A 26,856-nucleotide genomic window follows, 5' to 3' on the forward strand; every position below is an offset into this window, starting at 1 on the left:
CGGGCCATAACAGCATGGCGAACATGCCCCACAGGAACTTCGCATGCGATGCGCAGTGTTCCATGTCGTTGCAACCTGTCGCATGTGATTTCACCTCGGGCCAATGGATGTGATTGAGGGCATAGATGGTCACCCATGTGACGAGCAAACCCCATACGAACCCTAGTACAGCGAGCGCCATACGTTTCATTTCACTTCCCAGAAAAGGATTTCTTTGGAATTGGCAAGGTCGGAGAACCAGTTGTTGTTTGTCAGTGGGTTTCGGAATCGCGACATGCCAATGCGGAAGCGTAAGAAACTCACGACGGATGGCGTAAGCGTGTCCTTGTTCCACAGGTCGATATGACCGCCGCTTAGTGCGTCGGCTGAGTCGCCATCCTGTCGCCAGTAGCCGAAAAAGTAGATGATACCGGTTCGGTTTTTTACCTTGTCTTGCCAATCTAGGCCAGTGATGTTTTCAGGCTTGCCAAGCCCAAGGAACGGACGAAGCTTTAACCAGTCAGCCAGCTCGTACGCGCGCGTCGCTGTCGATTTGCCGCCAAGCATCAGACGGCCTAGCGTCTTCTTCCCCGGCATCGGCTTCAACACATTTTGCGAAAACGACTTCATGTCGCTTCCGATGCTGTGAAACGTGACGCTCATGCGAATGGCGCATTGATTTTCATATTCGCCAGTGGGGTCGTCGTAGGGGTCTTTCTTCGGGTACGCGTTCCAAAGCTCTTGAAAGGACAGCGCTTGAAGCTGTACAGATTTCTTTGATTTTGGTGTGTCGTTCGTGCGGACCTTCGTGGATGGATTAGGCATAGCTTATCCGTTGTGTCTTTTTGCAATTGCTTCGTCTCCCCAATAGACGGTGTAGTCTCCGGATCCGTCGCCGGTGTGGACGCGCGGTAGCTCGCAGCTCGCATCGAGCACGCCGGAATGGACGCGGCCGTCTGCCGTTTCGATGTAATAGGGGTAACCTTCCGGCCCGTGGGCAATACTGCCGCTAGTCTTCGCTTCGACCTGTTCATCAAATGCACCTTTCTTGATCGACACGACGCGACCCGTTATCGTTCGGCTCGAAATGACCTCCCCGAGGCCTTTTAGCCCATCATCACACCATGCTTCACCGGCAAGCAGAGCAACGATGTTCGGCGGAGTCGGGCACCCGCACAGGACAGTATCGCGGTCTAGTGCGACTTCTCCCTGAAACTTGAGCCGATATGGCCCGCCAGCCTTTGCGATGATGCCGGTGCTTTGACATGCAGTGCAGAACGCACTGCCGCCAATCAAGGCTGCTTGATGCCCGTGGACCAGGAACGGTGGCCCGCTGTATGAGTTGATTGTTCCGCCGCTTGAAAGACTATCGCCAACAACCGCAATTCTTCTATTCATCGTTTGGCCCTCGCGGAAAGTCACAATCGTATCGGCACGACGTAAGGGTGCATCTCGATATTGTTCGAGGCGCTTGAGACGGAGTGATCGCGCTGGGTGTGCAATTTGCCGACCGGTGCTCATTTGTTCCGTGTCATCAAGCAATGTGCCGACTGCGTTATTCCTCGTTCGCCGGCTGCGTCATTCTTGTGGGCTGTGAGAATGACAGGCTGCCTATGCATAGGATTCGTGGCGTCGCGTGCGCGCCGTGATTCCCGGAACTGATCGACCAACAGCTCCGCTTGAGAGATGTGTACCCTGCAGCCGAGCATAGCGAGGATGGAGCTGGCGGGTGGTATACCGCTCTGTTGGGTGGTGAGTGGTGTCGGAACCATTGCTCGAACCACTCCGGTCTCCTGACTGGCGCGGACACTTAGGTGCGATCCACTCTGATGACCACGGCACCGGGAAGTCATGCGTTTTCCGAGCGCCTTTCTTTTGGTTACTTTTCTTTGGCAAGACAAAGAAAAGTAACCGCTGCCCCGCGCAGGGGCGACGCTAATAGACCGACAAGTCAACAGGTGCTTCACGACAAACACAGGCGAACCACCAAAAAAACCACCCTGACACCAAAACCCACAGCCCCCCGCCCGGAAGGGCAAAATAGCAGCAGAAAAAGGGGCTTCCGATAGAACCCGTCGCAATTCCGCAAGACGCTTGCGTCACCCTTACCTAAACTTGATCCTGTTGAACCCTCTTACGAAACCGAAAGGAACGACCATGACGACCTCGACCGTGACCCGCCAGACATTCGACGAAGTGATGGTGCCGGTATTTTCCCCCGCCCCGTTCGTGCCGGATCGCGCAGAGGGCTCCCGCGTGTGGGACACGGCCGGCCGCGAGTACGTGGATTTCGCGTGCGGCATCGCGGTGACGTCGCTCGGCCACGGCCACCCGGAACTGCTGAAGGTCCTGGACGAACAAGGCCGCAAGCTCTGGCACATCGGCAACGGCTACACGAACGAACCGGTGCTGCGCCTCGCGAAACGCCTCGAATCGCTGACCTTCGCCGACCGCGCATTCTTCGCGAACTCGGGCGCGGAAGCGAACGAAGCCGCACTGAAGCTCGCACGCCGAGTCGCATTCGATCGCCACGGCGCCGACAAATTCGAAATCATCTCGTTCGTGCAGTCGTTCCACGGCCGCACGTTCTTCACGGTGAGCGTCGGCGGCCAGCCGAAGTACTCGGAAGGCTTCGGCCCCGTGCCGGCCGGCATCAAGCACCTGCCGTACAACGACATCGAAGCCGCGAAGGCGGCGATCGGCCCGCAAACCTGCGCGGTGATCGTCGAGCCCGTGCAGGGCGAAGGCGGCGTGATTCCGGCCGATCCGGCCTTCCTGAAAGCGCTGCGCGAAGCGTGCGACGCCAACAACGCACTGCTGATTTTCGACGAAGTGCAAACGGGCGTCGGCCGCACGGGCCAGTTCTACGCGTACATGGACACGGGCGTCACGCCGGACATCCTGACGACCGCGAAGGCGCTCGGCAACGGCTTCCCGATCGGCGCGATGCTGACGACGAACGAACTGGCCGCGCACTTCAAGGTCGGCGTGCACGGCACGACGTACGGGGGCAACCCGCTCGCATCGGCGATCGCCGACAAGGTCGTCGAACTGATCGGCGACCCGGCGCTGCTCGAAGGCGTGCGCGAACGCAGCGTGCGCCTGAAGGGCGCGCTCGAACGCATCAACGCACGCTTCGGCATCTTCAAGGACATCCGCGGCAAGGGCCTGCTCGTCGGCGCGGAACTCACCGCCGCGTTCGACGGCCGCGCGAAGGACTTCGTCAACGCAGCCGCCGAGAACGGCCTGATCATGCTGATCGCCGGCCCGAACGTGCTGCGCTTCGTCCCGTCGCTGGTGATCCCGTTCGACCTGCTCGACGAAGGCGTCAAGCGCTTCGAGAAGGCGGTCGAACAAGTGCTCGCCGCGCAGGAAGCCACCGCGCGCTGATCGGCGCACCCATCGCAGACAGGAACGACGATGCTATTTGTTCGCCCCGGCAAACTCACGGATCTCGATGCGCTCGCGCACATGGCGCGCACCGCGCAGCCGGTCCTGCACTCGCTGCCGCACGACCGTGCGGCGCTGGAAGCGCGCGTGGCGCTTTCCGAGGATTCGTTTCGCGCGGACGTCGACTTCGCCGGCGAGGAGTTCTACCTCTTCGTGCTCGAGGATTCGTCGACGGGCAAGCTGCTCGGCACGGCGAGCATCGTGGCCGCGGCCGGTTACTCGGAGCCGTTCTACGCGTTCCGCAACGACGCACTGATCCACGCGTCGCGCGAGCTGCACGTGAACCGCAAGATCCACGCGCTCACGATGTCGCACGAGCTGACCGGCAAGAGCCGGCTCGCCGGCTTCTACGTCGATCCGTCGCTGCGCGGCGACGCGGCCGCGCACCTGATCTCGCGCGCCCGGATGATGTACATCGCCGCGAACCGCCGCCGCTTCACGCCCGAAGTGTTCACGCTGCTGCTCGGCGTCAGCGACGGCAACGGCGCATCGCCGTTCTGGGAAGCGGTGGGCCGCAAGTTCTTCGGCCGCGACTTCACCGACGTCGACATCGCGTCGGGCGGCCGCAGCCGCACGTTCATCGCGGAAGTGATGCCGGCCTATCCGATCTACGTGCCGCTGCTGCCGGAAGCCGCGCAGCGCGTGCTCGGCGAGCCGAACGAAACGGCACTGCTCGCATACGACATCCATCTCGAGGAAGGCTTCGAACCCGACCGCTTCGTCGACATCTTCGACGCAGGCCCGGTGCTGACCGCGCAGGTCGACCGCACCGCGTGCGTGAAGCACGGCACGGAGCGCGTCGTGCGCGAAGCCGCGCACCAGCAGGGCGATGTCGCGTACATGGTGTCGACGGGCAGCGGCGAATCGTTCCGCTGCGTGCTGACCGACCTGCCGGGCGATGTGGGCGACGCGCCGCTGGCCGGCGACGTGCGCGCGGCGCTCGGTGTGAAGGATGGCGATGTCGTGCGCTGCGTGCCGCTGCACCGCCGCGACGATGAAGATTTGAAGGGAGACGCAGCATGATCGTCGTTCGGGTCGTACAAACGGGCGACGTCGACGCGCTCGTGTCGCTCGCGAAGGAAACCGGGCCGGGCCTGACCACGTTCAAGCCCGACCGCGACGCGCTCGCCGCGCGCATCGAGCGCACGCGCCGCACGCTGGCGGGCGAGGCCGCGCCCGGCGTGGCCGGCTACTTCTTCGTGATGGAAGACTCGAAGACGGGCGACATCGCGGGCGTATGCGGAATCGAATCGCAGGTCGGTCTCGAGCAGCCGTTCTACAACTACCGCGTGAGCACGGTCGTGCACGCGAGCCAGGAGCTCGGCGTGTGGACGCGGATGTCCGCGCTGAACATCTCGCACGACCTGACGGGCTACGCGGAAGTGTGCTCGCTGTTCCTGAGCCCGCGCTATCGCACGGGCGGCGTCGGCGGCCTGCTGTCGCGCTCGCGCTTCATGTTCATCGCGCAGTTCCGCGAGCGCTTTCCGGAACGCATCTGCGCGGAACTGCGCGGCCACTTCGACGAAGACGGCACGTCGCCGTTCTGGCGCGCAGTCGGTTCGCACTTCTACCAGATCGATTTCAACGCAGCCGACTACCTGAGCTCGCACGGCCGCAAGTCGTTCCTCGCGGAACTGATGCCGCGCTACCCGGTATATGTCGACCTGCTGCCGCAGGACGCGCAGGATGCGGTCGGCCTCACGCACCGCGACACGCTGCCGGCCCGCAAGATGCTCGAGGCGGAAGGGCTGCGCTACCAGAACCACGTCGACATCTTCGACGCGGGCCCCGTGCTCGAATGCCACGTGAACGACTTGCGCACAGTGCGTGAAAGCGTCGTCGTACCGGTCGCGATCGGCGTGCCCGACGCGCAGGGCGACCGTCCGCCGACGTCGCTCGTGTCGAACACGTCGCTCACCGATTTCCGCGTCGGCGTCGCGCCGGGCGTGGTCGCGAACGGTTCGTTCGTGCTGTCGGCCGACGATGCCGTCGCGCTCGACGTGAAGGCCGGCGATCCGGTCCGCGTGCTGCCGCTCAAAGTCAAACAGGGATAAACGAATCATGACGGAACTCTTCATCGACGGCGCCTGGGTCGCAGGCTCGGGCCCCGTCTTCGCTTCGCGTAACCCGGGCACCGACGAGATCGCATGGCAGGGCGACAGCGCATCGGCGGCCGACGTCGACCGCGCGGTCGCGAGCGCGCGCCGCGCGTTCGCCGGCTGGTCGGCGCTCGACTTCGAATCGCGCTGCGCGATCGTGAAGCGCTTCGCGGCATTGCTCAACGAACGCAAGGAAGCGATCGCAACCGCGATCGGCCGCGAGACGGGCAAGCCACTGTGGGAAGCACGCACCGAAGTCGCGTCGATGGCCGCGAAGGTCGGCATCTCGATCCAGGCCTACCAGGAACGCACGGGCGAGAAGCGCCAGGACATGGCCGACGGCGTCGCGGTGCTGCGCCACCGCCCGCACGGCGTCGTCGCTGTGTTCGGCCCGTACAACTTCCCCGGCCACTTGCCGAACGGCCATATCGTGCCCGCGCTGATCGCCGGCAACACGGTCGTGTTCAAGCCGTCGGAGCTCGCACCGGGCGTCGCGCGCGCGACGGTCGAAGTATGGAAGGAAGCCGGGCTGCCGGCCGGCGTGCTGAACCTCGTGCAGGGCGAGAAGGACACGGGCATCGCGCTCGCGAATCATCGGCAGATCGACGGGCTGTTCTTCACGGGCAGCTCGGACACCGGCACGCTGCTGCACAAGCAGTTCGGCGGCCGTCCGGAAATCGTGCTCGCGCTCGAGATGGGCGGCAACAACCCGCTCGTGATCGGCGAAGTCGAGGACATCGACGCGGCCGTGCATCACACGATCCAGTCGGCGTTCCTGTCGGCCGGCCAGCGCTGCACGTGCGCGCGCCGCATCTTCGTGCCGCAGGGCGCGTTCGGCGACCGCTTCCTCGCGCGCTTCGCCGACGTCACGTCGAAGATCACGGCCGACGTGTTCGATGCCGATCCGCAGCCGTTCATGGGCGCGGTGATCTCGGCGCGCGCGGCCGCGAAGCTGGTCGACGCGCAGTCGCGCCTGGTCGAGCAGGGCGCGAAGCCGATCGTCGCGATGACGCAGCGCGATCCGCGCCTCGGTTTCGTGAACGCGGCGATCGTCGACGTGACGGGCGTGGCGAACCTGCCCGATGAAGAACATTTCGGCCCGCTCGCGCAGATCGTTCGCTACGCGACGTTCGACGAAGCGATCGAGCGCGCGAACGACACGGCGTTCGGCCTGTCCGCCGGCCTGCTGGCCGACGACGCGCGCGTTTGGGAGCACTTCCGCCGCACGATCCGCGCCGGGATCGTCAACTGGAACCGGCCGACCAATGGCGCCTCGTCCGCCGCGCCGTTCGGCGGCACGGGCCGCTCGGGCAACCATCGCCCGAGCGCGTACTACGCGGCCGACTATTGCGCGTATCCGATGGCGTCGGTGGAAAGCACGCAACTGACTTTGCCCGCGAGCCTGTCGCCGGGCCTGCATTTCTGATCGAGGGAACGACGATGAACGCACAAGAAGCCAATTTCGACGGGCTCGTCGGCCCGACCCACAACTACGCCGGGCTGTCGTTCGGCAATGTGGCGTCGCTCAACAACGAGAAGTCGGCCGCGAACCCGAAGGCCGCCGCGAAGCAGGGGCTGCGCAAGATGAAGCAGCTCGCGGATCTCGGTTTCGCGCAGGGCGTGCTGCCGCCGCAGGAGCGGCCGTCGCTGCGCCTGCTGCGCGAGCTCGGCTTCTCGGGCAAGGACGCGGACGTGATCGCGAAGGCCGCGAAGCAGGCGCCCGAACTGCTCGCCGCGGCGAGCTCGGCGTCGGCGATGTGGACCGCGAACGCGGCCACCGTCAGCCCGTCGGCCGACACGAGCGACGGCCGCGTGCACTTCACGCCGGCGAACCTGTGCAGCAAGCTGCATCGCGCAATCGAGCACGATGCGACGCGCCGCACGCTGTCGACGCTGTTCGCCGATCCCGCACACTTCGCGGTGCACGAGGCGCTGACGGGCACGCCGGCGCTCGGCGACGAAGGCGCGGCGAACCACACGCGCTTCTGCGCCGAATACGGCAAGCCGGGCATCGAGTTCTTCGTGTACGGCCGTGCCGAGTATCGCCGCGGCCCCGAGCCGAAGCGCTTCCCGGCACGCCAGACCTTCGAGGCGAGCCGCGCGGTCGCGCATCGCCACGGGCTCGCCGAAGAAGCGACGGTCTACGCGCAGCAGGATCCGGACGTGATCGACGCCGGCGTGTTCCACAACGACGTGATCTCGGTCGGCAACCGCGACACGCTGTTTACGCACGAACGCGCATTCGTCAACAAGCAGGCGATCTACGACACGCTGACCGCCGCACTCGACGCACGCGGCGCGCGCCTGAACGTGATCGAGGTGCCCGACGCGGCCGTGAGCGTGAACGACGCGGTGACGTCGTATCTGTTCAACAGCCAGCTGCTGTCGCGCGCGGACGGCTCGCAAGTGCTCGTCGTGCCGCAGGAATGCCGCGAGAACGCGAACGTCGCGGCGTATCTCGACCGTCTCGCGGCCGGCAACGGCCCGATTCACGACGTGCTCGTGTTCGACCTGCGCGAAAGCATGAAGAACGGCGGCGGCCCCGCGTGCCTGCGCCTGCGCGTCGTGCTGAACGAAGCGGAGCGCGCGGCCGTCACGTCGAACGTGTGGATCAACGACACGCTGTTCGCGTCGCTCGATGCGTGGATCGACAAGCACTATCGCGATCGCCTCGCACCGGAAGACCTCGCCGATCCGGCGCTGCTCGACGAATCGCGCACGGCGCTCGACGAGCTCACGCAGATCCTGCGCGTCGGGTCGCTGTATGACTTCCAGCGCTGAGGTACCGATGCCCGCCGCCGCGCCGCTCGACGACTTTCTCGCGTTCACGCTGGCCGGCACCGTGCCGGCCGTGACCGACGGCGCCTGCGCGGGCGGGGCGGTGCGCTGGTTATGGCTCGGCGACGGGCTGCTCGCGCTCGAACCGGCCGCAACTGACGGTGCGGCGCGCGCGAGCGTGCTCGTATCGGCGGGCGTGCACGGCGACGAGACGGCGCCGATCGAGCTGCTGTCGATGCTGGTGCGCGATCTCGCCTCGGGCGCGCTGCCGCTCGCGTGCCGGCTGCTGGTCGTGCTCGGCAACGTGCCGGCGATGCGTGCCGGCGAGCGTTATCTCGACGACGACCTGAACCGCCTGTTCAGCGGCCGTCACGCGCAGGTGCCCGCGAGCCGCGAGGCGCCGCGCGCCGCGCAGCTCGAATCGGCCGCTGCCGCGTTCTTCGCGGCGGCGCCGGCGGGCAGCACGCGCTGGCACATCGACATGCATACGGCGATCCGCGCGTCGGTGTTCGAGCAGTTCGCGCTGCTGCCGCATACGGGCACGCCGCCGACGCGCACGATGGTCGAATGGCTCGGCGACGCGCGCATCGCGGCCGTGCTGCTGCATACGGCGAAGGGCAATACGTATTCGCATTTCACGGCCGAGCACTGCGGCGCGCTCGCATGCACGCTGGAACTCGGCAAGGTGCGGCCGTTCGGCCAGAACGACCTGACGCGCTTCGCGCCGGCCGACCTGGCCGTGCGTCGACTCGTATCGGGTGCGCGGGGCGGCCATCCGCGGAGCGACGCCGGGGCCGCGTTGCCGCGCGTATTCACCGTGATCGACCAGATCACGAAGCAGAGCGACGCGCTCGAGCTGTTCGTCGCGGCCGACGTCGCGAACTTCACCGCGTTCGCGCGCGGCACGGTGCTCGCGCAGGACGGCGACTACCGCTACACGGTGACGCACGACGAGGAACGGATCGTGTTTCCGAACCCGACCGTGAAGCCGGGCCTGCGCGCGGGCCTGCTTGTCGTCGACACGACGCGCGAGACGCTCGCGGCGCTAGTCTGAGCGCGTGTCCCGACCGATTGCGCGGCCGCACCGGCATGCGGCCCGCGCCTGACAAGCAAGCTGTCGGTATCCCGTCGTCGCCTGCATGCCGCGGCTGACGGTCCGCCGCCCCCGGCCTTGCGTATTTGCGACATCGTCTTGCAAGTTCGGCGGCCGGCACGGCCGGCGCCGCGCACGCACCGCAGCATCGCGCGCCGACGGCCGCTTTGCCATATCGGGCCGCGCGGATTGGTACAATCGCGGCCTTGCGGCTGTTGCGCCGCATCACGGCGCGGCATCGACATTGTCGCGGCCATCTGGCCCTGCAATGATGCAAGCGCCCGTAGTTCCGGAACATTCGAGTATCGAGGAGAGCACCAGATGAAGTTGGATTGGCGTAAAGTGGCCGCGCACGCGGTGGTGGCGGCATCGGTCGTGGCGGCAGGCAGCGCGTTTGCCGCGGATCTGAAGGAGATCCGGTTCGGCGTCGAGGCCTCGTACGCACCGTTCGAATACAAGACGCCCGACGGCAAGCTGACCGGCTTCGACATCGACATCGGCAACGCGGTGTGCGCGAAGCTGAAGACGAAGTGCGTGTGGGTCGAGAACGACTTTGACGGCCTGATCCCCGCGCTGCAGGCGCGCAAGTTCGACGCGATCAACTCGGACATGACGATCACCGACCAGCGCAAGCACGCGATCGCGTTCACCGATCCGATCTACACGATTCCGAACCAGCTGATCGCGAAGCAGGGCAGCGGCCTGCTGCCGACCCCGCAATCGCTGAAGGGCAAGCGCGTCGGCGTGCTGCAGGGCACGATCCAGGAAGCGTACGCGAAGAAGAAGTGGGCGCCGGCCGGCGTCGAAGTCGTGCCGTACCAGACGCAGGACCTGGCCTATGCCGACCTGAAGTCGGGCCGTCTCGACGCGACGTTCCAGGATTCGGAAGCCGGTTCGAAGGGCTTCCTGACGAAGCCGCAGGGTCAGGGCTTCGGGTTCGCGGGCGGCACGGTCAGCGACACCGAGATCCTCGGCTCGGGCGTCGGCTTCGGCCTGCGCAAGAACGACGCGGCGCTGAAGACCGCGCTCGATCAGGCGCTGAAGGACCTGAAGGCCGACGGCACGATCGACAACCTCGCGAAGAAGTACTTCAGCGTGCCCGTGACGCTCAAGTAAGCGTTTCGTTCGATCGCACGATGCAAGCAAACCGGCCGCTCATGCGGCCGGTTTGCTTTTGGAGGCGGGAAACTGTGGAGGGCCGGCCGGCCCCGCGCTACGCGGGAAAGAACCGCCCCAGTTCGCGCGCGAGCTCGTTGAGCACGCTCATCTCCTGCTGCGCGATCTTGCGCGCGGGCTGCGCACCGGCCCAGTCGCCATACAGCAGCGCGACGGTCGTCGTGCCGACCCGCACGGGCAGCAGCACGAACGCGCGCGTGTCGTCGAACGCGTCCAGATACCACGCGGGCAGGCGCTTGAGCATCTTCGGATCCTGCGCCTGCTCGATGAAGATGCCGACCGAATTCGTGATCGCGAGATGAAACACGTCCGGCTCGAAGCGTTCGTCGAAGCGCAGCCGGTCGAGCGCCGTATCGACGCCGGGGCCGAAGCCGAGGCGCGCGGCGAACGTGCCGTCGTCGTGACGCACGAACATCACGGTGCGCGTGAACGCGAGGCCGGCCAGCAGGCTTTCCGACGCGAGCGCGAGCACCTGCGTCAGCACATGCTCGGACGGCAGCGCGCGCAGGTCCGCGAGGCCGGCTTCGAGGCATGCCTCGGGTTCGGCCTGCGCGCGCGCGATCGCATCGGCATTCGCGCGCAGCTCGACGATCTCGCGCATCACGGTGTCGCTCGCTTCCTCGCGCGCGAGCAGGTCGGCGATCTCGACGAGCGCGTCGGACTCCATGTCGAGCTCCGTGCCGTAGTGCTGCGCGAGCGTCGCAATGCGCGCGTCGCGCTGCGGGCTCGCGGGCATCGCGAGCGCGCTCGCGACGTCGGTCGAGCAGCGGCTCACCGCGCGCAGCCAGCGTACGCGGTCGGCCGGGCCGTCGTCGGCTGCATGGCCCGCGTTGCGGTCGTCGTCGTATTCGTCGTCGAACGCGTCGGCGTGGGCCGCGTGATCGTCGTTGGCCATCCCCGCGCGAATCACGTCGGGCAGCCGCCAGCGCGCGGCCGCTTCGAGCCCGATCTCGTCGAAGCCGACGCCGAGCACGTCGATGCACGCGGCCGCGTCGTCGCCGTTCAGCTCGGCCGTGCGCCGGCGGATCCGGTCCCATTCGCTGTCGAGATAGCAGACCACCAGCAGCTTGCCGACCTGGCGCATCAGCGTGCAGACGACGGCTTCCTCGCCGCCGCGCAGCTCGGCGTGCTCGGTCAGCTTGCGCGCGACGCAGCCGGACAGCAGCGCGCGGTTCAGTTCGAGCTTCGCGTCGATGCGTCGCGGCGTGCTGTGGTGGAAATGGTCGACGAGCTTCAGTCCGACGACGAGATGGCCGACCGCGTCGAGGCCGAGCACCATCAGCGCGCGGGTGACGGTCGTGATGTTGCCGCCGAACGCCATGTACATCGCGGAGTTCGCGAGCCGCAGCACTTTCTGCGTGAGCGCGAAATCCGACAGCACGACGCGTACGAGCGCTGTGAAGTCGAGGTCGTCGTTCTTCATCGCGGCCATCGTCGCGCGCAGCGATTCCGACAGCAGCGGGAAGTCGCCCCGTTCGTTCATCCGGGCCCACAGCTTGTCGAGCAACGCGGTGCGGGGCAGGTATTCGGTGGTTGACATACGGATCTGTCCGGTTCGCCGCGCGCGTCAGGCGGCGGCGTGCAGGTGCAGCTGCTGCGCCTCGAAGCGCCGTGCGAGTTCCTCGGACGGCAGCGCCTGGCAGACGAGCCAGCCCTGGATGTGATTGCAGCCCATCTCCGTCAGCAGTTCGCGCTGCGCCTCGGTCTCGACGCCTTCGGCGACGAGCTCGAGATCGAGCGTCTGCGCGAGGCCGACCACCGCCGACACGATCGCGCGGTCGTTGCGCGACGTCAGCAGGTTCTCGACGAAGCTGCGGTCGATCTTCAGCTTCGCGAGCGGGAAGCGCTGCAGGTACGCGAGGCTCGAATAGCCGGTGCCGAAATCGTCGATCGCGAAGCGGATGCCGAGATCGGTCAGCTCCTCGAGCAGCCCCTTCGCGTGCGCGGGGTCGTGCATCAGCAGGCTTTCGGTGATTTCGAGCACGATGCGGCGCGGGTCGATGCCCGTCAGCGCGATCGCCTCGCGCACGCTCTGCGTGAAGCGCGGGTCGCGGAACTGCTGCGGCGACACGTTGACCGCCACGTACTGCAGCGCGAGCCCCTGGCGGTCCCATGCGACGAGCTGCATGCACGCGGCCTTGAGCACCCAGTTGCCGAGATAGTTGATCAGGCCGATCGATTCGGCGAGCGGAATGAAGGTCGCCGGCGGCACGAGGCCGTGCACCGGATGGCGCCAGCGGATCAGCGCCTCGACGCCGACCACCGCGCACGACTGGCTGTGCGTGATCGGCTGGAAATGGAGCGAAAACTCGCCGTTGCGCACGCCGTCGTACAGGTCGGCTTCGAGCTTCAGCCGTTCGGCGTCGGCCGGATCGTCGACGGGCGCATGGAACGCGAGCGCGTTGCCGCCCGATGCCTTCGCCTGCGCGAGCGCGTGGTCGGCGCGGCGCAGCAGCGGGCTGTGGTGCTGCGCGCGATGCGGCGCGGCACGCTCGTCCGGATAGAGCGCGATGCCGATGCTGGCGGACAAGTGCACCGTCTGCCCCTGGTACACGTAGGGTTCGCGCACCGCGGCCTGCAGCCGGCGCGCGAGCGCGTCGGCTGCATTGCTCGCCTGCACGCGGTCCGGCGCGCCGAGCACGACCGCGAACTTGTCGCTTGCGACGCGCGCGAGCCGTTCGTTCGGCGTGGCGAGCGCCTTCAGCCGCTGCGCGGTTTCGCGCAGCAGCGTGTCGCCCGCGTCGTAGCCGAGCGCGCGGTTGATCCGCTGGTAGTCGTCGAGATCGAGCAGCAGCAGCGCCGCGCAGGTGCCGTCCTCGTCGGCGGTCTGCTGCGCGCGCATCAGCGCGGGCACGAGCGCGGACAGGTTGTCGAGCCCCGTCATCGGATCGTGGTGCATCTCGTACGTGAGGCGCGCCTCGAGCGCGCGCCACGACGATACGTCGAACGCCGCGATCGCGAAGCCGTCGACCCCGTGGTGGCGGCTCTTGAACGCACGGATCTCGACGTCGAGCGGGTAGGTCAGCGACTTGACGATGCACATCGTCGCCTTCTCGACCTGGCCCGAATGCGCGGCGCGTGCAAGCAGGCCTTCGAGCGCCGCGGTATCCTGTTCGGCGATCAGGTCGCGCAGCGTCAGCGTGTGCAGGTAGTCGCGGTGGTAGCCGATGAAGCGCAGGCTCGCGTCGGACACGTACAGAAAGCGCAGCTCGCGGTCGACATGGGCGAGGAAATCCACCGTGCCGACCGTCTGTTCCAGCCAGTTGCGCACGGAGTCGTCGCGCCGCGGCGCGCCGGCGCGCGCGGGCATCAGCGCGCCGCCCGACCAGGCGAAGCGGCGCAGCGTATGCAAGGCGCTGCGCCAGGAGCCCTTGCGTGACGTCTGTTTCCTGTTGGCTTCCATGTTTCTCGCTGACGTGAAGGGCTGGAACCGGTTGTCCGGAAGGAATAACGGCAGACTGTGGGAAATCTTTAACGGGCCGGGCGCGGATGGCGCTGCCGCGCAATCCGATCATGCACGCGCGTTCGACAGGCGAACGCTGGCGTGGCCTACATCGAGGCTGACTTTATAAGAAATGAGGACGCAGATGAAGCGAAAACTGTTGCTGGGCGCCGCGGCGGCGCTGGTGGCCGGCCATGCGCTGATGGCGCAGGCGCAACTGAAGCCGGGCGCCGCGGCGCCGGACTTCACGACGCAGGCGTCGCTGGGCGGCAAGACTTACACGTACTCGCTCGCCGATGCGCTGAAGCATGGGCCGGTCGTGCTGTATTTCTACCCGGCCGCGTTCACGAAGGGCTGCACGATCGAGGCGCATGCGTTCGCGGATGCGGTCGACCGTTACAAGGCTTACGGCGCGACGGTGATCGGCGTATCGGCTGACAATATCGACACGCTGACGAAATTCTCGGTGAGCGAGTGCCGTAGCAAGTTCCCGGTCGCGGCCGACCCGGACGCGAAGATCATCCGCGAATACGACGCGAAGCTGCCGGCGCTCGACCGCGCGAACCGCGTGTCCTACGTGATTTCGCCGGAAGGGAAGATTCTGTACGAATACACGAGCCTGTCGCCCGACAAGCACGTCGAGAACACGCTGGCCGCCGTGAAGGCGTGGGCCGACGCGCATCCGAAGCAGTAAGCGGCAGGCCCACGCGCAAGCGGCCCGTCGTGCGGGCCGCGGGCACGGGAAAACGCGCCGCCCGCGAGGCGGCGCGCATGGCGCCGCGCTACGCGCGCAATGCCTGCTCGATCGGCACGCCGCCGCCGACGAAGCCGACGATCTTGCGCGAGATGCCGAGCTTGATCGCCTCGATCGCGGCCCACGCGACATCCTGGCGCGATACCGGCGGCGCGGGCTCGACGCGCTCCTCGGTCAGCGCGATCTTGCCGACGCCCGGCGTGTCCGTGAGCGGGCCGGGGCGCAGGATCACGTAGTCGACGCCGGACGCGATCACGCGCTCGTCGCCTTCGCGCTTCATCTGCGAATAGTGGCGCAGCGCGTCGGGGCTCTGCTCGGGCCAGTACGCGGACAGCGAGCTGATCACGACCAGCTTCTGCACGTTGTACGCCAGCGCATACTCGGCCGCGCGGGCGACCGCGTCGCGGTCGATCTGCTCCTCTTCGGCCGCGCCTTCCGATTCGGCCGAGCCGGCCGCATAGATCACGTGCGTGATGCCCTGGAATGCGTGCGAGAAATCGTCCGTCAGATCTGCCTCGACGACCTTCGCGCCCGGCAGCGCATAGCCGTGCCGGCGCACCAGCGCCGTGACCTCGAACTCCGGCTGCTTGAGCAGCAGATCCGCGCAGGCCTGGCCGGTGCGGCCGGTCGCGCCAATCAGCAGTACCTTCGTCGTCATGAAACCGCTCCTTGCTCGATGCGTCATCCTCCCAGATAGGGACGGACGACCGATAACTCAAGTGTAATGTCGAATCGCGGCGGCGGCGCACAGGTAATAAGGGGCGTACCGGCGCGGGCTGTCGGCGAAGGCTTCCCGGTGCAGGCACGCGGCCCCCGCCGACACGGCGCACGTTCGGGCGGTCATTCATTCACACGGATTCGGGAATGACGCGCCGACCGGCTATCATGTGCGCGATGCATTTTTCGACGCTATGTCCTATAACGCGTCGGCCAACCGGTTGGAGTACACATGGCATTACCCCTGGACAACGTCAGCATGGCCGTGTTCTGCGACTTCGAGAACGTCGCGCTCGGCGTGCGCGACGCGAAGTACGAGAAATTCGACATCCAGCCCGTGCTGGAGCGCTTGCTGCTGAAGGGCAGCATCGTCGTGAAGAAGGCCTATTGCGACTGGGATCGCTACAAGGGCTTCAAGGCATCGATGCACGAGGCGAGCTTCGAGCTGATCGAGATTCCGCACGTGCGCCAGTCGGGCAAGAATTCGGCCGACATCCGGCTCGTCGTGGACGCGCTCGATCTCTGCTACACGAAGTCGCACGTCGATACGTTCGTGATCATCAGCGGCGACTCGGACTTTTCGCCGCTCGTGTCGAAGCTGCGCGAGAACGCGAAGAAGGTGATCGGCGTCGGCGTGAAGAAATCGACGTCGGACCTGCTGGTCGCGAACTGCGACGAATTCATCTTCTACGACGATCTGGTGCGCGAGCAGCAGCGCACGCTCGCGAAGCGCGAACAGCAGCAGCGCGCCGGCAACGGCGGCGCGAAGCGGCCCGACGAGCCGTCGCGCAAGCACGACATGGACGCGCGCAAGGCCGAGGCGATCGCGCTGGCGGTCGAGACGTTCGACGCGCTCGCGTCGGAGCGCGACGACGTCGGCAAGATCTGGGCGTCGGTGCTCAAGAGCGCGATCAAGCGCCGCAAGCCGGATTTCAACGAGTCGTACTACGGGTTCCGCGCGTTCGGCAACCTGCTCGACGAGGCACAGGCGCGCGGCCTGCTCGAAGTGGGGCGCGACGACAAGTCGGGCGCGTTCGTGTCGCGGGCACGCCAGCCGGCGGCTGCGGAGCACGTTGCGGCCGGTGGTGAAGGCGCCGCTGCGCACCACGGCACGCGCGCGGCGGAGCCTGCGCGGGCCGGGCGCGAATCGCGGCGTCGCGGGCAGCGGCCGGAAGCGGCCGTGCACGAAAGCGTGCAGGTCGAAGCGCAGGAGGCGGTCGTTGCCGAAGTCGCCGACGCAGCGGCGGTCGCACCTGCCGTCGCGGCCGACACGGCCGATGCGCACGGCGACGCGAAGGACGGCCGCAAGCGCGCACGCAAGAGCGCGGCGAAGAAGACCGGCGCGAAGAAAACCGCCGCCGCGAAGAGCGCCGGCCGTCACGAGGCCGGGCAGCCGGACGACGCCGCGCATGGCGCGGCGCAGCACGGTGGCGACAAGCACGCGCACGGCAAGCATGCCGACGACGCACATCGCGATGCGGGGCAGGGCGACGACCGGCACGCCGCGGTGACGCACGCCGAGCCGGCGGCCGGCGATTTCGGCGGCGAGGTTGCCGCGGCGCAGCCGTCGCATGACGCCGCGCCGGTCGAATCGGCTGCCGAAGCACCGGCCGCTGCCAAGCCGAAGAAGCCGGCCCGCAAGGCGGCGCCGCGCGCGCGTCGTCCGCGCAAGACGGCGGCTACCGAGTAAATAAACCGCAGCCGGGCCCGGATCGTCCGAAACAGGACGGCACCCGGCCCGCGCAATACCGGCCGGCGCAACGCCGGCCGGCCTGCCGAGCTAACCGTTCAGCACATACGGCCGCGTCATCACTTCGAGGAAATGGCCGTCCGGATCGTCGAAATAGACGCCGCGGCCGCCGTTGTGGCGGTAGATGTCGCCGGGTTGCCGCTTGGCCGGATCGGCCCAGTGCGGCAGCCCGCGCTCGCGAATGCGGGCGAACACGCGGTCGAAACCGGCTTCGTCGATCAGGAACGCGTAATGCTGCGCCGTGATCTCCCCCGTCTTTTCGTAAAAATCGAGCGATACGCCGTTGTCGAGCGCGACGACCAGCATCGCGCCGAACGGCGTCGGCGGCGGCAGTTCCAGAAGCTCGGTGAGGAAGCGGCTCGACGCGTGCTTGTCGCGGCACCAGACGATCGTGTGGTTCAACTGGACGTTCATGGCGTGTTCCGGGGAAGGGCACCGGCGGTGGGCATGGAAACACGATAGCCGATCGCCGCCGGTGTTCAAGCGCGGAAAGCGGCCGCCTGACGGGCGGCCGCTGCCATCATTCCCCGGCGACCGCCGGCCCGCCCGGATTCCGGCGGTTGCGCCGCTTTTCGGCCCACACGCGCAGCCGGTCCATGTACAGGTAGACGACGGGCGTCGTATAGAGCGTCAGCACCTGCGATACGACCAGGCCGCCGGCGATCGCGATCCCGAGCGGCGCGCGCAGCTCGGCGCCGTCGCCGCTGCCGAACGCGAGCGGCAGCGCGCCGAGCAGTGCCGCCATCGTCGTCATCATGATCGGGCGGAAGCGCAGCAGGCACGCCTCGTGGATCGCGTCGAACGACGATTTCCGGTTGTTGCGCGTCTGGTCGATCGCGAAGTCGACCATCATGATCGCGTTCTTCTTCACGATGCCGATCAGCAGGATCACGCCGATCAGCGCGATGATGCTGAACTCGGTCTTGAACAGCAGCAGCGCGAGCAGCGCGCCGACGCCGGCCGACGGCAGCGTCGACAGGATCGTGATCGGGTGGATGTAGCTCTCGTACAGGATTCCGAGCACGATATAGACGGCCAGCAGCGCGGCGAGGATCAGGATCGGCTGGTCGTTCAGCGACTGCTGGAACGCCTGCGCGGTACCCTGGAAGCTGCCGACGATCGTCGGCGGCACGCCGACCTGCGCCATCGTCTGGTAGATCACCTGGGTCGCCTGCGACAGCGACACGCCCGGCGGCAGGTTGAACGAGATCGTCGTCGCGACGAACAGCCCCTGGTGGTTGACCGACAGCGGCGTCGTGCTCGGCCCGAACGTCGCGATCGCCGACAGCGGGATCATCGTCGACTTCGACGTCGATACCGACGCGCCCGACGACGCGCTCGACTTGCCGCTGGCCGCGATCGAGTTGAGCGCCTGGTTGCGCGCGGAATCGGACGCGATCGCCGCGGCGCTCTGCGCGGCCGTGCCGGCGCTCGACGTGCCTGCCGACGTCGCGACGTAGGTGCCGGCCGCCGCGTTGGTGGTCTGCGAGCCGTTCGCGCTGCCGCCCGACGTGCTGATCCATACCTGGTTCAGCATCTCGGGGCTCTGCCAGTATTTCGGCGCGACTTCCATCACGACGTGGTACTGGTTCAGCGGGTTGTAGATCGTCGAGACCTGGCGCTGGCCGAACGCGTCGTACAGCGTGTTGTCGATCTGCGCGGGCTTGATGCCGAACCGCGCGGCCGTCGCGCGGTCGATCGTCACCATCGCCTCGAGGCCGCCTTGCTGCTGGTCGGAGTTCACGTCGGTCAGCTCGGGGCGCTTTTGCAGCGCCTCGGTCAGGATCGGCGCCCACTTGTACAGGTCGGCGCTCGAATCGCCGAGCAGCGTGAACTGGTACTGCGCGTTACTTTGCCGGCCGCCGACGCGGATGTCCTGCGCGGCCTGCAGGAACGTGCGCGCGCCCGCGACGTCCGCCAGCGGCGGGCGCAGCTGCTGGATCACCTGGTCGGCCGACAGCTTGCGCTCGGTGCGGTCCTTCAGCGTGACGAACATGAAGCCCGAGTTGGTCTGCGTGCCGCCGGTGAAGCCCGCGACGCTCTTCACGTTCGGATTGCTCTGCACGATCCGCATCATTTCGGAGAACTTCAGCTTCATCGCCTGGAACGACGTCGACTGGTCGGCCTGGATGCCGCCGATCATCAGCCCGGTGTCCTGCTGCGGGAAGAAGCCCTTCGGCACGACGATGTACAGGTAGACGTTCAGCCCGATCGTGGCGAACAGGGTCATCAGGATCAGCAGCGGCCGGCGCAGCGCCCACGACAGCGAACGCTCGTAGCCGCGCTGCATGCGCGCGAAGCCGCGCTCGAGGAAGCGCCCGAAGCGGCCTTCGTTTCGCGGGTCGTGCGACTCGGGCAAGAGGCGCGCGCACATCATCGGCGTGACGGTGAGCGACACCGCGAGCGATACGGCGATCGCGAGCGACAGCGTCAGCGCGAACTCGCGGAACAGGCGCCCGACGATGCCGCCCATCAGCAGGATCGGCAGGAACACGGCGACGAGCGAGATGCTCATCGACAGCACCGTGAAGCCGACCTCGCGCGCGCCGTCGAACGCGGCCTGCATCCGCGACTTGCCGTTCTCGATGTGCCGCGAGATGTTCTCGAGCACGACGATCGCGTCGTCGACGACGAAGCCGGTCGCGACGATCAGCGCCATCAGCGACAGGTTGTCGATCGAGAAGCCGAGCAGGTACATCGCGCCGAACGTGCCGATGATCGAGATCGGCACCGCGACGCTCGGGATCAGCGTCGCGCGCCAGTTGCGCAGGAACAGGAACACGACCATCACGACGAGGCTGACCGCAATCAGCAGCGTGTGCTGGGTGTCCTTCAGCGATGCGCGGATCGTCGTCGACCGGTCGAGCACGGGCGTGACCGTGATGTCGGCCGGCAGCGACGCGGTGAGCTGCGGCAGCGCCGCGTGCACGCGGTCGATCGTCTCGATGATGTTCGCGCCGGGCGAGCGGTACAGAATCACGAGCACCGCGCGCTTGCCGTTCGCGAGGCCCAGGTTGCGCAGATCCTCGACCGAATCGACGACGTCGGACAGGTCGGACAGCCGCACGGCCGAGCCGTTGCGGTATGCGACGACGAGGTCGCGGTATTGCGACGCGTCGGAGGCCTGGTCGTTCGTATAGAGCTGGTAGCGCTGCGGGCCGAATTCGATCGCGCCCTTCGGTGCGTTCGCGTTCGCGGACGCGAGCGCCGCGCGCACGTCCTCGAGGCCGATCCCGTAGTGGAACAGCGCCTGCGGTTCGAGTTCGACGCGCACGGCCGGGTTGGCGGAGCCGCTGACCGACACCTGGCCGATCCCGTCGATCTGCGACAGCGATTGCTGCAGCACCGTCGACGCCGCGTCGTACAGCTTCGCCGGCGACGAGGTTTCCGACGTGAGCGACACGACCATGATCGGCGAATCGGCCGGGTTGACCTTGCGGTAGGTCGGGTTGCTCTTCAGCGCGGCGGGCAGGTCGGCGCGCGCCGCGTTGATCGCGGCCTGCACGTCGCGCGCGGCGCCGTCGATGTCGCGGTTCAGGCCGAACTGCAGGATGATCCGCGCGTTGCCGACCGTGCTCGTCGACGTCATCTCGGAGACGTCGGCGATCGAGCCGAGATGCCGCTCGAGCGGGCTCGTCACGCTGGTCGCGACGGTCTCGGGGCTCGCGCCGGGCAGCGACGCCTGCACCGAGATGGTCGGGAAGTCGACCTGCGGCAGCGGCGACACCGGCAGCTTGATGAACGCGAACAGGCCCGCGAGTGCGACGCCGAGCGCGAGCAGCGTGGTCGCGACAGGGCGGGTGATGAAGGGGCGCGACAGGTTCATGTCGGCACTCGCTGGGCCGCCGCGTATTCCGACGGATGCGTTTTCGGCAGATGGGGGGGCTGCGCCCCCCCACGCGAACGAAGTGAGCGTGGGGGTCGTTTCATTTACGCATCCGTGCGCGTGCCGGCACCGGGGCCGTGGCGTTCGAACCAGCCGCGCACGCGGCGCGCGAGCGAGTCGAAGCCGAGGTAGATCACGGGCGTCGTGAACAGCGTCAGCACTTGCGACACGATCAGGCCGCCGGCGATCGCGATCCCGAGCGGCTGGCGCAGCTCGGAGCCCGCGCCGGAGCCGACGATCAGCGGCACCGCGCCGAGCAGCGCGGCGAGCGTCGTCATCAGGATCGGCCGGAAGCGCAGCAGGCACGCCTGGAAGATCGCCTCGCGCGCCGGCTTGCCTTCGACGCGCTCGGCCTCGAGCGCAAAGTCGATCATCATGATCGCGTTCTTCTTCACGATGCCGATCAGCAGCACGATGCCGATGATCCCGATGATGTCGAGGTCGTGCCCGGTGATCATCAGCGCGAGCAGCGCGCCGACGCCGGCCGACGGCAGCGTCGACAGGATCGTGATCGGGTGGATGTAGCTTTCGTACAGCACGCCGAGCACGATGTACATCGTGATGATCGCCGCGAGGATCAGGAAGATCTGGTTCGACAGCGATGCCTGGAATGCGAGTGCCGCGCCCTGGAAGCGCGTCTGGAACGACGCGGGCAGCGCGATGTCCTTCTCGGCGGCCTCGATCGCCTTGACGGCCTCGCCGAGCGACGCGCCGGGTGCGAGGTTGAACGAGATGGTCGTCGACGGGAACTGCGACAGGTGCGCGACCAGCAGCGGCGACGGCCGCTCGTGGAACGACGCGATCGACGACAGCGGCACCTGGCCGCCGCCGGCCGACGGCAGGTAGATGTCGTTCAGCGATTGCGCGTAGTGCTGCTCCTTCGGTTCGGACTCGAGAATCACGCGGTACTGGTTCGACTGCGTGAAGATGGTCGACACGATGCGCTGGCCGAACGCGTCGTACAGCGCGTTGTCGACGGTTGCCGGCGTGATGCCGAAGCGCGCGGCGCTCGCGCGGTCGATCTCGATGTAGACGGACTGGCCGTTGCTCTGCAGGTCGGTCGCGACGTCGGCGAGCGACGGTTCCTGCTGCAGCCGCGCGACGAGCTTCGGCACCCAGGTCGCGAACTCGTCCGAGTTCGGGCTCGTCAGCATGAACTGGTACTGCGTCGGGCTGACGGTCGAGTCGATCGTCAGATCCTGCACCGACTGCATGAACAGCGAAATGCCCGTGATGTTCGCGACGCGGTGCTGCAGGTCGCGGATGATCTGCGCCGCCGTCTCGGAGCGCTCGTCGCGCGCCTTCAGGTTGATCAGCATCCGGCCGCTGTTCAGCGTGATGTTGCTGCCGTCGACGCCGATGAACGACGTGAGGCTGACGACGTTCGGATCCTTCAGAATCTCGGTCGCGAGCGCCTGCTGGCGTTCGGCCATCGCACCGTACGAGATCGACTGCGGCGCCTGCGTGATCGCCTGGATCACGCCGGTATCCTGCGCGGGGAAGAAGCCCTTCGGTATGTAGACGTAAAGCAGGCCGGTCAGCACGAGCGTCAGCAACGCGACGACGAGCGTCGAGCGCTGGCGGTTCAGCACCCATTCGAGCGCGACCGCGTAGCGCGCGATCACCCAGTCGATCGTCTGGTGCACGCGCGCCTCGAAGCGGTGGCTCTCCGGCGGCGGCGAATGGCGCAGCAGCTTCGCGCACATCATCGGCACGAGCGTGAGCGACACGATCGCCGAGATCACGATCGTCACCGCGAGCGTGATCGCGAATTCGTGGAACAGGCGCCCGACCACGTCGCCCATGAACAGCAGCGGGATCAGCACCGCGATCAGCGACACCGTCAGCGAGATGATCGTGAAGCCGATCTGCCGCGAGCCCTTCAGCGCGGCCTCGAGCCCCGATTCGCCTTCCTCGACGTAGCGCGCGATGTTCTCGATCATCACGATCGCGTCGTCGACGACGAAGCCGGTCGCGATGGTGAGCGCCATCAGCGACAGGTTGTTCAGCGAGAAGCCGGCCAGGTACATCACCGCGAGCGTGCCGATCAGCGACAGCGGCACCGACAGGCTCGGGATGATCGTCGCGTAGACGTTCGCGAGGAACAGGTACATCACCAGCACGACCAGCCCGACCGCGAGCAGCAGCTCGAACTGCACGTCGCGCACGGCCGCGCGGATCATCGTCGTGCGGTCGGTGACGATCTGCACGTCGAGCGCGGCCGGCAGCGTTTCCTGCAGCTTCGGCAACTGCGCCTTGATCGCGTCCACCGTCTGGATCACGTTCGCGCCGGGCTGGCGCTGCACGTTCAGGATGATCGCGGGCTCCGAATTCACCCACGCGCCGAGCTTGGTGTTCTCCGAGCCGGCGACGACCGTCGCGACGTCGGTGAGCATCACCGGGCGGCCGTTCTTGTACGCGACGACGGCGCTGTTGTACTGGTCGGCGCTCGTGAGCTGGTCGTTCGCGTTGATCGTGTAGGCGCGCGTCGGGCCGTCGAAGTTGCCCTTCGGCGTGTTCACGTTCAGGTTCGAGATCGTCGTGCGCAGGTCGTCGAGGTTCATCCCGTACTGCGCGAGCGCGGTCGGGTTCGCCTGGATCCGCACGGCCGGGCGGTTGCCGCCCGACAGGCTGACGAGGCCGACGCCCGCGATCTGCGAGATCTTCATCGCGAGCCGCGTGTCGGCCAGATCCTGCACCTGCGTGAGCGGCAGCGTCTTCGACTTGACGGCGAGCGTGATCACCGGCGCGTCGGCCGGATTGACCTTCGCGTAGATCGGCGGGGCAGGGAGGTCGGACGGCAGCAGGTTGCCGGCCGCGTTGATCGCGGCCTGCACTTCCTGCTCGGCGATGTCGAGCGGCAGGTCGAGCGAGAACTGCAGCGTGATCACCGACGCGCCGGCCGAGCTTTGCGACGACATCTGGTTCAGCGACGGCATCTGCCCGAACTGCCGTTCGAGCGGCGCGGTGACCGACGAGGTCATCACCTCCGGGCTCGCGCCCGGGTAGAAGGTCTGGACCTGGATCGTCGGATAGTCGACCTCGGGCAGCGCGGCGAGCGGCAGGAAGCGCAGCGCGACGAGGCCGGCCAGCATGATCGCCGCCATCAGGAGGGCGGTGCCGACCGGCCGGAGAATGAAGAGGCGGGATGGATTCATCGAGCGGCCCGCGCGTTATCGGGCCGCTGCTTGCGACGCGCCGTGCGGGTGTCCGCCGCGATGGCCGCCGGCGCCCGATGCACCCGACGCCGCGCCGGCGCCGCGCGCGCCCGACGCGCCTTTCGGCTTGTCGGCCGGGATCGAGATCTTCGCACCTTCGCGCAGGCGGTCGGAGCCGTCGGTCACCACGCGCTCGCCGAGCGCGATGCCGCTGACGATGCTCGTGCGTTCGCCGTCGACCGGGCCGGGCTTGACCTTGCGCACCGTCACCGTGTTGTCGGGTTTCACGACGTAGACGAACTGGCCGATCGAACCCGTCAGCACCGCGGACGTCGGCACGATCGTCGCATCGCGCATCACGTCGACGAGCAGCCGCGTGTTCACGAACTGATTCGGGAACAGCATGCCTTCCTTGTTATCGAAGTTCGCGCGCAGCTTGACCGTGCCCGTGCTCGTGTCGATCTGGTTGTCGAGCGTCGCGAGCGAGCCCGTCTCGAGCGGCACCGTGTTGTTGCGGTTGTATGCGGTGACCGACAGCTTCTGGCCCGCGTTCACCTGCTTGAGGATCTGCGGCAGGTTGTCTTCCGACGTCGTGAAGATCACGCTCATCGGCTGCAACTGCGTGATCACGACGATGCCGGTGCTGTCGCCCGGCGTCACGTAGTTGCCGGGGTCGACCTGGCGCAGGCCGACGCGGCCCGACACGGGCGCCGTGATGCGTGCATACGTGAGGTTCAGCTTCGCGGAATCGATCGCGGCCTGGTCGGTCTTCACCGCGCCTTCGTATTGCTTGACGAGCGATTTCTGCGTATCGACGGTTTGCGACGCGATCGAGTCCTGCGACAGCAGCGTCTGGTAGCGCTTCAGGTCGAGGCGCGCCGTCGCGAGCAGTGCCGAGTCGCGCGCGAACGTGCCTTCGGCGTTCTCGAGCGACACCTGGTACGGGCGCGGGTCGATCTGCGCGAGCACGTCGCCTTTCTTGACGATCTGGCCTTCCTGGAACGACACCGACTGCAGATAGCCCGACAACTGCGTCTTCACCGTCACGTTCGCGAGCGGCGTCACGGTGCCGAGCGCGGACAGCACGATCGGCATCTCGCCCTGCGTCGCGGTCGCCACCTGCACCGGCTGCGGAACGTTCGCCATCGCGGCGGGGCCGCCGCGGCCGCGATGGCCGCCGGCGCCGCTCGCGCCCTGGGCCGCGCTGCCGGCACCCGGCTGGGCCGCCGACGTGCGGTTCCACGGGTGCCACCACAGCAGGCCGCCGATGACGACGACCGCGAGCGTCCCGATCATCAGCGTGCGGCGCGGGCGCCGTGCGGCGGGAGATGCGGGATCTTTCGAAGGGGGCGTGGGATTTTGTTCGTTATCCATCGTGTTCTGTCAGGAAGACGGCGCGGCGTGCCGGGAATCGGACTGCTCTTGGCTGCGCGTGGGCGAGCGGTGCCGGGAGGGGGCAACCCGGCTCGGTCCGGTGCCCTCCCGACCCGCGCGGGAAAAGAGCTGTGCGCACCGCGAATGCGGCGCGACGATGGGCATGATCCTACGTGCCGTCCCCGTTACAGTCCAGCGGTCTATCTTTCAACGGGTTACGGTCGTTACAGAACGCGTCGGCACGATGACGGAACGATTACACGCTGATGCGCCGGGCCGGCGCGCCGCCGATCTCGCGGGTGATTTTCGCGATGCATTCGTGCAGTGCGGGTACGACATGTTCCTGTAGCCATTCGGGCGGACACTGGTGCGACGCACCGCCGCAATTCACCGAATAGCGCTGGCCCGACGGGCCGACGAAACCGGCCGCGACCGCATTCAGGCCCTCGCGCCATTCGCCGATCGCGATCGCGTGGCCTTCGCGCATCGCTTCGTCGAGCGCGGGATTGAGTCTTGCGGACACATGCGGCCAGTCGTCGCCCGCCGTCGTGCGCAGCGAGTCGAGCAATTGGCGCCGCTCGTCGTCCTCGAGTGCCGCGAGATACGCGCGGCCGACGGCCGTGCGCGCGATGTCCATTCGCGAGCCGATTTCGAGGCGCGTGACGAGCACGGCCGAGCGCGGCCGGATCACGTCGATCGCGACCATGTCGAGCCGGTCGCGCACTGCAAGGTGCACGGACAGCGACGTGCGTTCGGCCAGCTCGATCATGAACGGCCGCGAACGCGCGCGGATGTCGAAGTTGCGCAGGAAGCCGTGGCTCAGCTCGAGCACCGACGCGGTGAGCACGAAGCGCTCGCTGTCGGGCAACTGGAACAGGAAGCCGGCGCTGACCAGCGTCGCGGTGATGCGCGACACGGTCGGCTTCGGGATGCCGGTCAGTTCGGTCAGCTCGCGGTTGCTGACGGGCGCGTCGGCAGCCGCGATGCGGCGCAGCACGGCAAGGCCGCGGGCGAGCGCGGTGATCTCGTCGGGCGACGATTCACGGTCCCGGGACGCGGAAGGGGTTACAGTTGTCGACACGAGGGATTCTCTCTATTTCCGAAACTCGATTTCAATTTTGTTGGTATTGTAGGACGATTGTCAAAAGATGCATGTTCCATGGGTGAACCGGTCATTGGATGAGATTTTGCGGGTTCACC

The 26,856-nt window shown here is 67.1% G+C and carries 19 protein-coding genes; 9 read left to right on the forward strand and 10 right to left on the reverse strand.

Annotation, left to right across the window (positions count from 1 at the left end; genetic code table 11):
- Nucleotides 1-186: 186 nt before the first annotated feature.
- Nucleotides 187-804: a type VI secretion system amidase effector protein Tae4 gene (locus tag ACM6JT_RS00390; RefSeq protein ID WP_414855771.1), complete on the reverse strand. Its 618-nt coding sequence runs from the start codon at nt 802-804 to the stop codon at nt 187-189.
- 3 nt (nt 805-807) lie between these two features.
- Nucleotides 808-1,377 carry a PAAR domain-containing protein gene (locus tag ACM6JT_RS00395; protein ID WP_414855772.1) on the reverse strand — a complete coding sequence of 190 codons (570 nt, stop codon included), beginning with the start codon at nt 1,375-1,377 and terminating at the stop codon, nt 808-810.
- A 759-nt stretch (nt 1,378-2,136) separates the two neighbouring features.
- Between ACM6JT_RS00395 and ACM6JT_RS00400 the strand changes: the two genes are divergently transcribed.
- The 7 genes from ACM6JT_RS00400 (at nt 2,137) to ACM6JT_RS00430 (ending at nt 10,515) form a co-directional block, all read left to right on the forward strand.
- Nucleotides 2,137-3,369 (forward strand): aspartate aminotransferase family protein, encoded by a 1,233-nt coding sequence (locus ACM6JT_RS00400; RefSeq protein ID WP_034183144.1) that lies wholly within the window; start codon nt 2,137-2,139, stop codon nt 3,367-3,369.
- Between the two features lie 30 nt (nt 3,370-3,399).
- A complete protein-coding gene (aruF, locus tag ACM6JT_RS00405) occupies nt 3,400-4,452 on the forward strand; it encodes an arginine/ornithine succinyltransferase subunit alpha (protein WP_034183145.1) in 1,053 nt (350 codons plus the stop codon).
- Nucleotides 4,449-5,483, forward strand: coding sequence for an arginine N-succinyltransferase (gene astA / locus ACM6JT_RS00410; protein WP_414855773.1), 1,035 nt, complete (start codon nt 4,449-4,451; stop codon nt 5,481-5,483). The genes aruF and astA overlap by 4 nt, the downstream gene beginning before the upstream one ends.
- Nucleotides 5,484-5,490: 7 nt before the next feature.
- On the forward strand, nt 5,491-6,954 hold the full coding sequence (astD, locus tag ACM6JT_RS00415; RefSeq protein ID WP_105390748.1) for a succinylglutamate-semialdehyde dehydrogenase: 1,464 nt from the start codon (nt 5,491-5,493) through the stop codon (nt 6,952-6,954).
- 14 nt (nt 6,955-6,968) lie between these two features.
- The gene (gene astB, locus ACM6JT_RS00420) at nt 6,969-8,309 is read left to right on the forward strand and encodes an N-succinylarginine dihydrolase (protein ID WP_034183148.1); all 1,341 of its coding nucleotides are present in this window, start codon (nt 6,969-6,971) and stop codon (nt 8,307-8,309) included.
- 7 nt (nt 8,310-8,316) lie between these two features.
- Entirely contained in the window at nt 8,317-9,360 is a 1,044-nt protein-coding gene (gene astE / locus ACM6JT_RS00425) for a succinylglutamate desuccinylase (RefSeq protein WP_243565604.1), read from the forward strand.
- Nucleotides 9,361-9,720: 360 nt separating this feature from the next.
- Nucleotides 9,721-10,515, forward strand: coding sequence for an ABC transporter substrate-binding protein (locus ACM6JT_RS00430; RefSeq protein WP_034183150.1), 795 nt, complete (start codon nt 9,721-9,723; stop codon nt 10,513-10,515).
- A gap of 97 nt (nt 10,516-10,612) precedes the next feature.
- Here ACM6JT_RS00430 and ACM6JT_RS00435 read toward each other — a convergent pair whose 3' ends face one another.
- Nucleotides 10,613-12,115 (reverse strand): HDOD domain-containing protein, encoded by a 1,503-nt coding sequence (locus ACM6JT_RS00435; RefSeq protein ID WP_414855774.1) that lies wholly within the window; start codon nt 12,113-12,115, stop codon nt 10,613-10,615.
- A 27-nt stretch (nt 12,116-12,142) separates the two neighbouring features.
- Nucleotides 12,143-13,885 carry a cyclic di-GMP phosphodiesterase CdpA gene (gene cdpA / locus ACM6JT_RS00440; RefSeq protein WP_200882423.1) on the reverse strand — a complete coding sequence of 581 codons (1,743 nt, stop codon included), beginning with the start codon at nt 13,883-13,885 and terminating at the stop codon, nt 12,143-12,145.
- Between the two features lie 277 nt (nt 13,886-14,162).
- On the opposite strand from cdpA, the gene ACM6JT_RS00445 reads away from it, so the two are divergent.
- The gene (locus ACM6JT_RS00445) at nt 14,163-14,711 is read left to right on the forward strand and encodes a peroxiredoxin (protein ID WP_105390752.1); all 549 of its coding nucleotides are present in this window, start codon (nt 14,163-14,165) and stop codon (nt 14,709-14,711) included.
- An 88-nt stretch (nt 14,712-14,799) separates the two neighbouring features.
- Here the strand turns inward: ACM6JT_RS00445 and ACM6JT_RS00450 are convergent, their stop codons facing one another.
- Nucleotides 14,800-15,429 carry an SDR family oxidoreductase gene (locus ACM6JT_RS00450; protein WP_105390753.1) on the reverse strand — a complete coding sequence of 210 codons (630 nt, stop codon included), beginning with the start codon at nt 15,427-15,429 and terminating at the stop codon, nt 14,800-14,802.
- Nucleotides 15,430-15,720: 291 nt separating this feature from the next.
- Between ACM6JT_RS00450 and ACM6JT_RS00455 the strand changes: the two genes are divergently transcribed.
- Nucleotides 15,721-17,178 carry an NYN domain-containing protein gene (locus ACM6JT_RS00455; protein ID WP_217588040.1) on the forward strand — a complete coding sequence of 486 codons (1,458 nt, stop codon included), beginning with the start codon at nt 15,721-15,723 and terminating at the stop codon, nt 17,176-17,178.
- Nucleotides 17,179-17,268: 90 nt separating this feature from the next.
- Here ACM6JT_RS00455 and ACM6JT_RS00460 read toward each other — a convergent pair whose 3' ends face one another.
- The 5 genes from ACM6JT_RS00460 to ACM6JT_RS00480 all read right to left on the reverse strand — a co-directional run bounded on the left by ACM6JT_RS00460 (nt 17,269) and on the right by ACM6JT_RS00480 (nt 26,737).
- Nucleotides 17,269-17,652 (reverse strand): VOC family protein, encoded by a 384-nt coding sequence (locus ACM6JT_RS00460; protein WP_034183155.1) that lies wholly within the window; start codon nt 17,650-17,652, stop codon nt 17,269-17,271.
- A gap of 106 nt (nt 17,653-17,758) precedes the next feature.
- Nucleotides 17,759-21,064: an efflux RND transporter permease subunit gene (locus tag ACM6JT_RS00465; protein WP_034183156.1), complete on the reverse strand. Its 3,306-nt coding sequence runs from the start codon at nt 21,062-21,064 to the stop codon at nt 17,759-17,761.
- A 104-nt stretch (nt 21,065-21,168) separates the two neighbouring features.
- Nucleotides 21,169-24,282 (reverse strand): MdtB/MuxB family multidrug efflux RND transporter permease subunit, encoded by a 3,114-nt coding sequence (locus ACM6JT_RS00470; protein ID WP_034183157.1) that lies wholly within the window; start codon nt 24,280-24,282, stop codon nt 21,169-21,171.
- 15 nt (nt 24,283-24,297) lie between these two features.
- Nucleotides 24,298-25,656, reverse strand: coding sequence for an MdtA/MuxA family multidrug efflux RND transporter periplasmic adaptor subunit (locus tag ACM6JT_RS00475; RefSeq protein WP_034183158.1), 1,359 nt, complete (start codon nt 25,654-25,656; stop codon nt 24,298-24,300).
- A 256-nt stretch (nt 25,657-25,912) separates the two neighbouring features.
- Nucleotides 25,913-26,737, reverse strand: a complete 825-nt coding sequence (locus ACM6JT_RS00480) for an IclR family transcriptional regulator (RefSeq protein WP_034183159.1) — start codon at nt 26,735-26,737, stop codon at nt 25,913-25,915.
- Between the last annotated feature and the right edge of the window lie 119 nt (nt 26,738-26,856).

Source organism: Burkholderia sp. IT-111MI5, from assembly GCF_949752865.1.
Lineage (GTDB): Bacteria > Pseudomonadota > Gammaproteobacteria > Burkholderiales > Burkholderiaceae > Burkholderia > Burkholderia pyrrocinia_C.

Bases quoted from the DNA above. Each gene is read 5' to 3' on its own strand.
- astB (WP_034183148.1), top strand. From the start codon at position 6,969: ATGAACGCACAAGAAGCCAATTTCGACGGGCTCGTCGGCCCGACCCAC.
- ACM6JT_RS00475 (WP_034183158.1), bottom strand. From the start codon at position 25,656: ATGGATAACGAACAAAATCCCACGCCCCCTTCGAAAGATCCCGCATCT.
- ACM6JT_RS00430 (WP_034183150.1), top strand. From the start codon at position 9,721: ATGAAGTTGGATTGGCGTAAAGTGGCCGCGCACGCGGTGGTGGCGGCA.
- ACM6JT_RS00450 (WP_105390753.1), bottom strand. From the start codon at position 15,429: ATGACGACGAAGGTACTGCTGATTGGCGCGACCGGCCGCACCGGCCAG.
- astD (WP_105390748.1), top strand. From the start codon at position 5,491: ATGACGGAACTCTTCATCGACGGCGCCTGGGTCGCAGGCTCGGGCCCC.
- ACM6JT_RS00390 (WP_414855771.1), bottom strand. From the start codon at position 804: ATGCCTAATCCATCCACGAAGGTCCGCACGAACGACACACCAAAATCA.
- cdpA (WP_200882423.1), bottom strand. From the start codon at position 13,885: ATGCCCGCGCGCGCCGGCGCGCCGCGGCGCGACGACTCCGTGCGCAAC.
- ACM6JT_RS00465 (WP_034183156.1), bottom strand. From the start codon at position 21,064: ATGAACCTGTCGCGCCCCTTCATCACCCGCCCTGTCGCGACCACGCTG.
- aruF (WP_034183145.1), top strand. From the start codon at position 3,400: ATGCTATTTGTTCGCCCCGGCAAACTCACGGATCTCGATGCGCTCGCG.
- ACM6JT_RS00400 (WP_034183144.1), top strand. From the start codon at position 2,137: ATGACGACCTCGACCGTGACCCGCCAGACATTCGACGAAGTGATGGTG.
- ACM6JT_RS00395 (WP_414855772.1), bottom strand. From the start codon at position 1,377: ATGAATAGAAGAATTGCGGTTGTTGGCGATAGTCTTTCAAGCGGCGGA.
- ACM6JT_RS00470 (WP_034183157.1), bottom strand. From the start codon at position 24,282: ATGAATCCATCCCGCCTCTTCATTCTCCGGCCGGTCGGCACCGCCCTC.
- ACM6JT_RS00455 (WP_217588040.1), top strand. From the start codon at position 15,721: ATGGCATTACCCCTGGACAACGTCAGCATGGCCGTGTTCTGCGACTTC.
- ACM6JT_RS00460 (WP_034183155.1), bottom strand. From the start codon at position 17,652: ATGAACGTCCAGTTGAACCACACGATCGTCTGGTGCCGCGACAAGCAC.
- ACM6JT_RS00445 (WP_105390752.1), top strand. From the start codon at position 14,163: ATGAAGCGAAAACTGTTGCTGGGCGCCGCGGCGGCGCTGGTGGCCGGC.
- ACM6JT_RS00435 (WP_414855774.1), bottom strand. From the start codon at position 12,115: ATGTCAACCACCGAATACCTGCCCCGCACCGCGTTGCTCGACAAGCTG.
- astE (WP_243565604.1), top strand. From the start codon at position 8,317: ATGCCCGCCGCCGCGCCGCTCGACGACTTTCTCGCGTTCACGCTGGCC.
- astA (WP_414855773.1), top strand. From the start codon at position 4,449: ATGATCGTCGTTCGGGTCGTACAAACGGGCGACGTCGACGCGCTCGTG.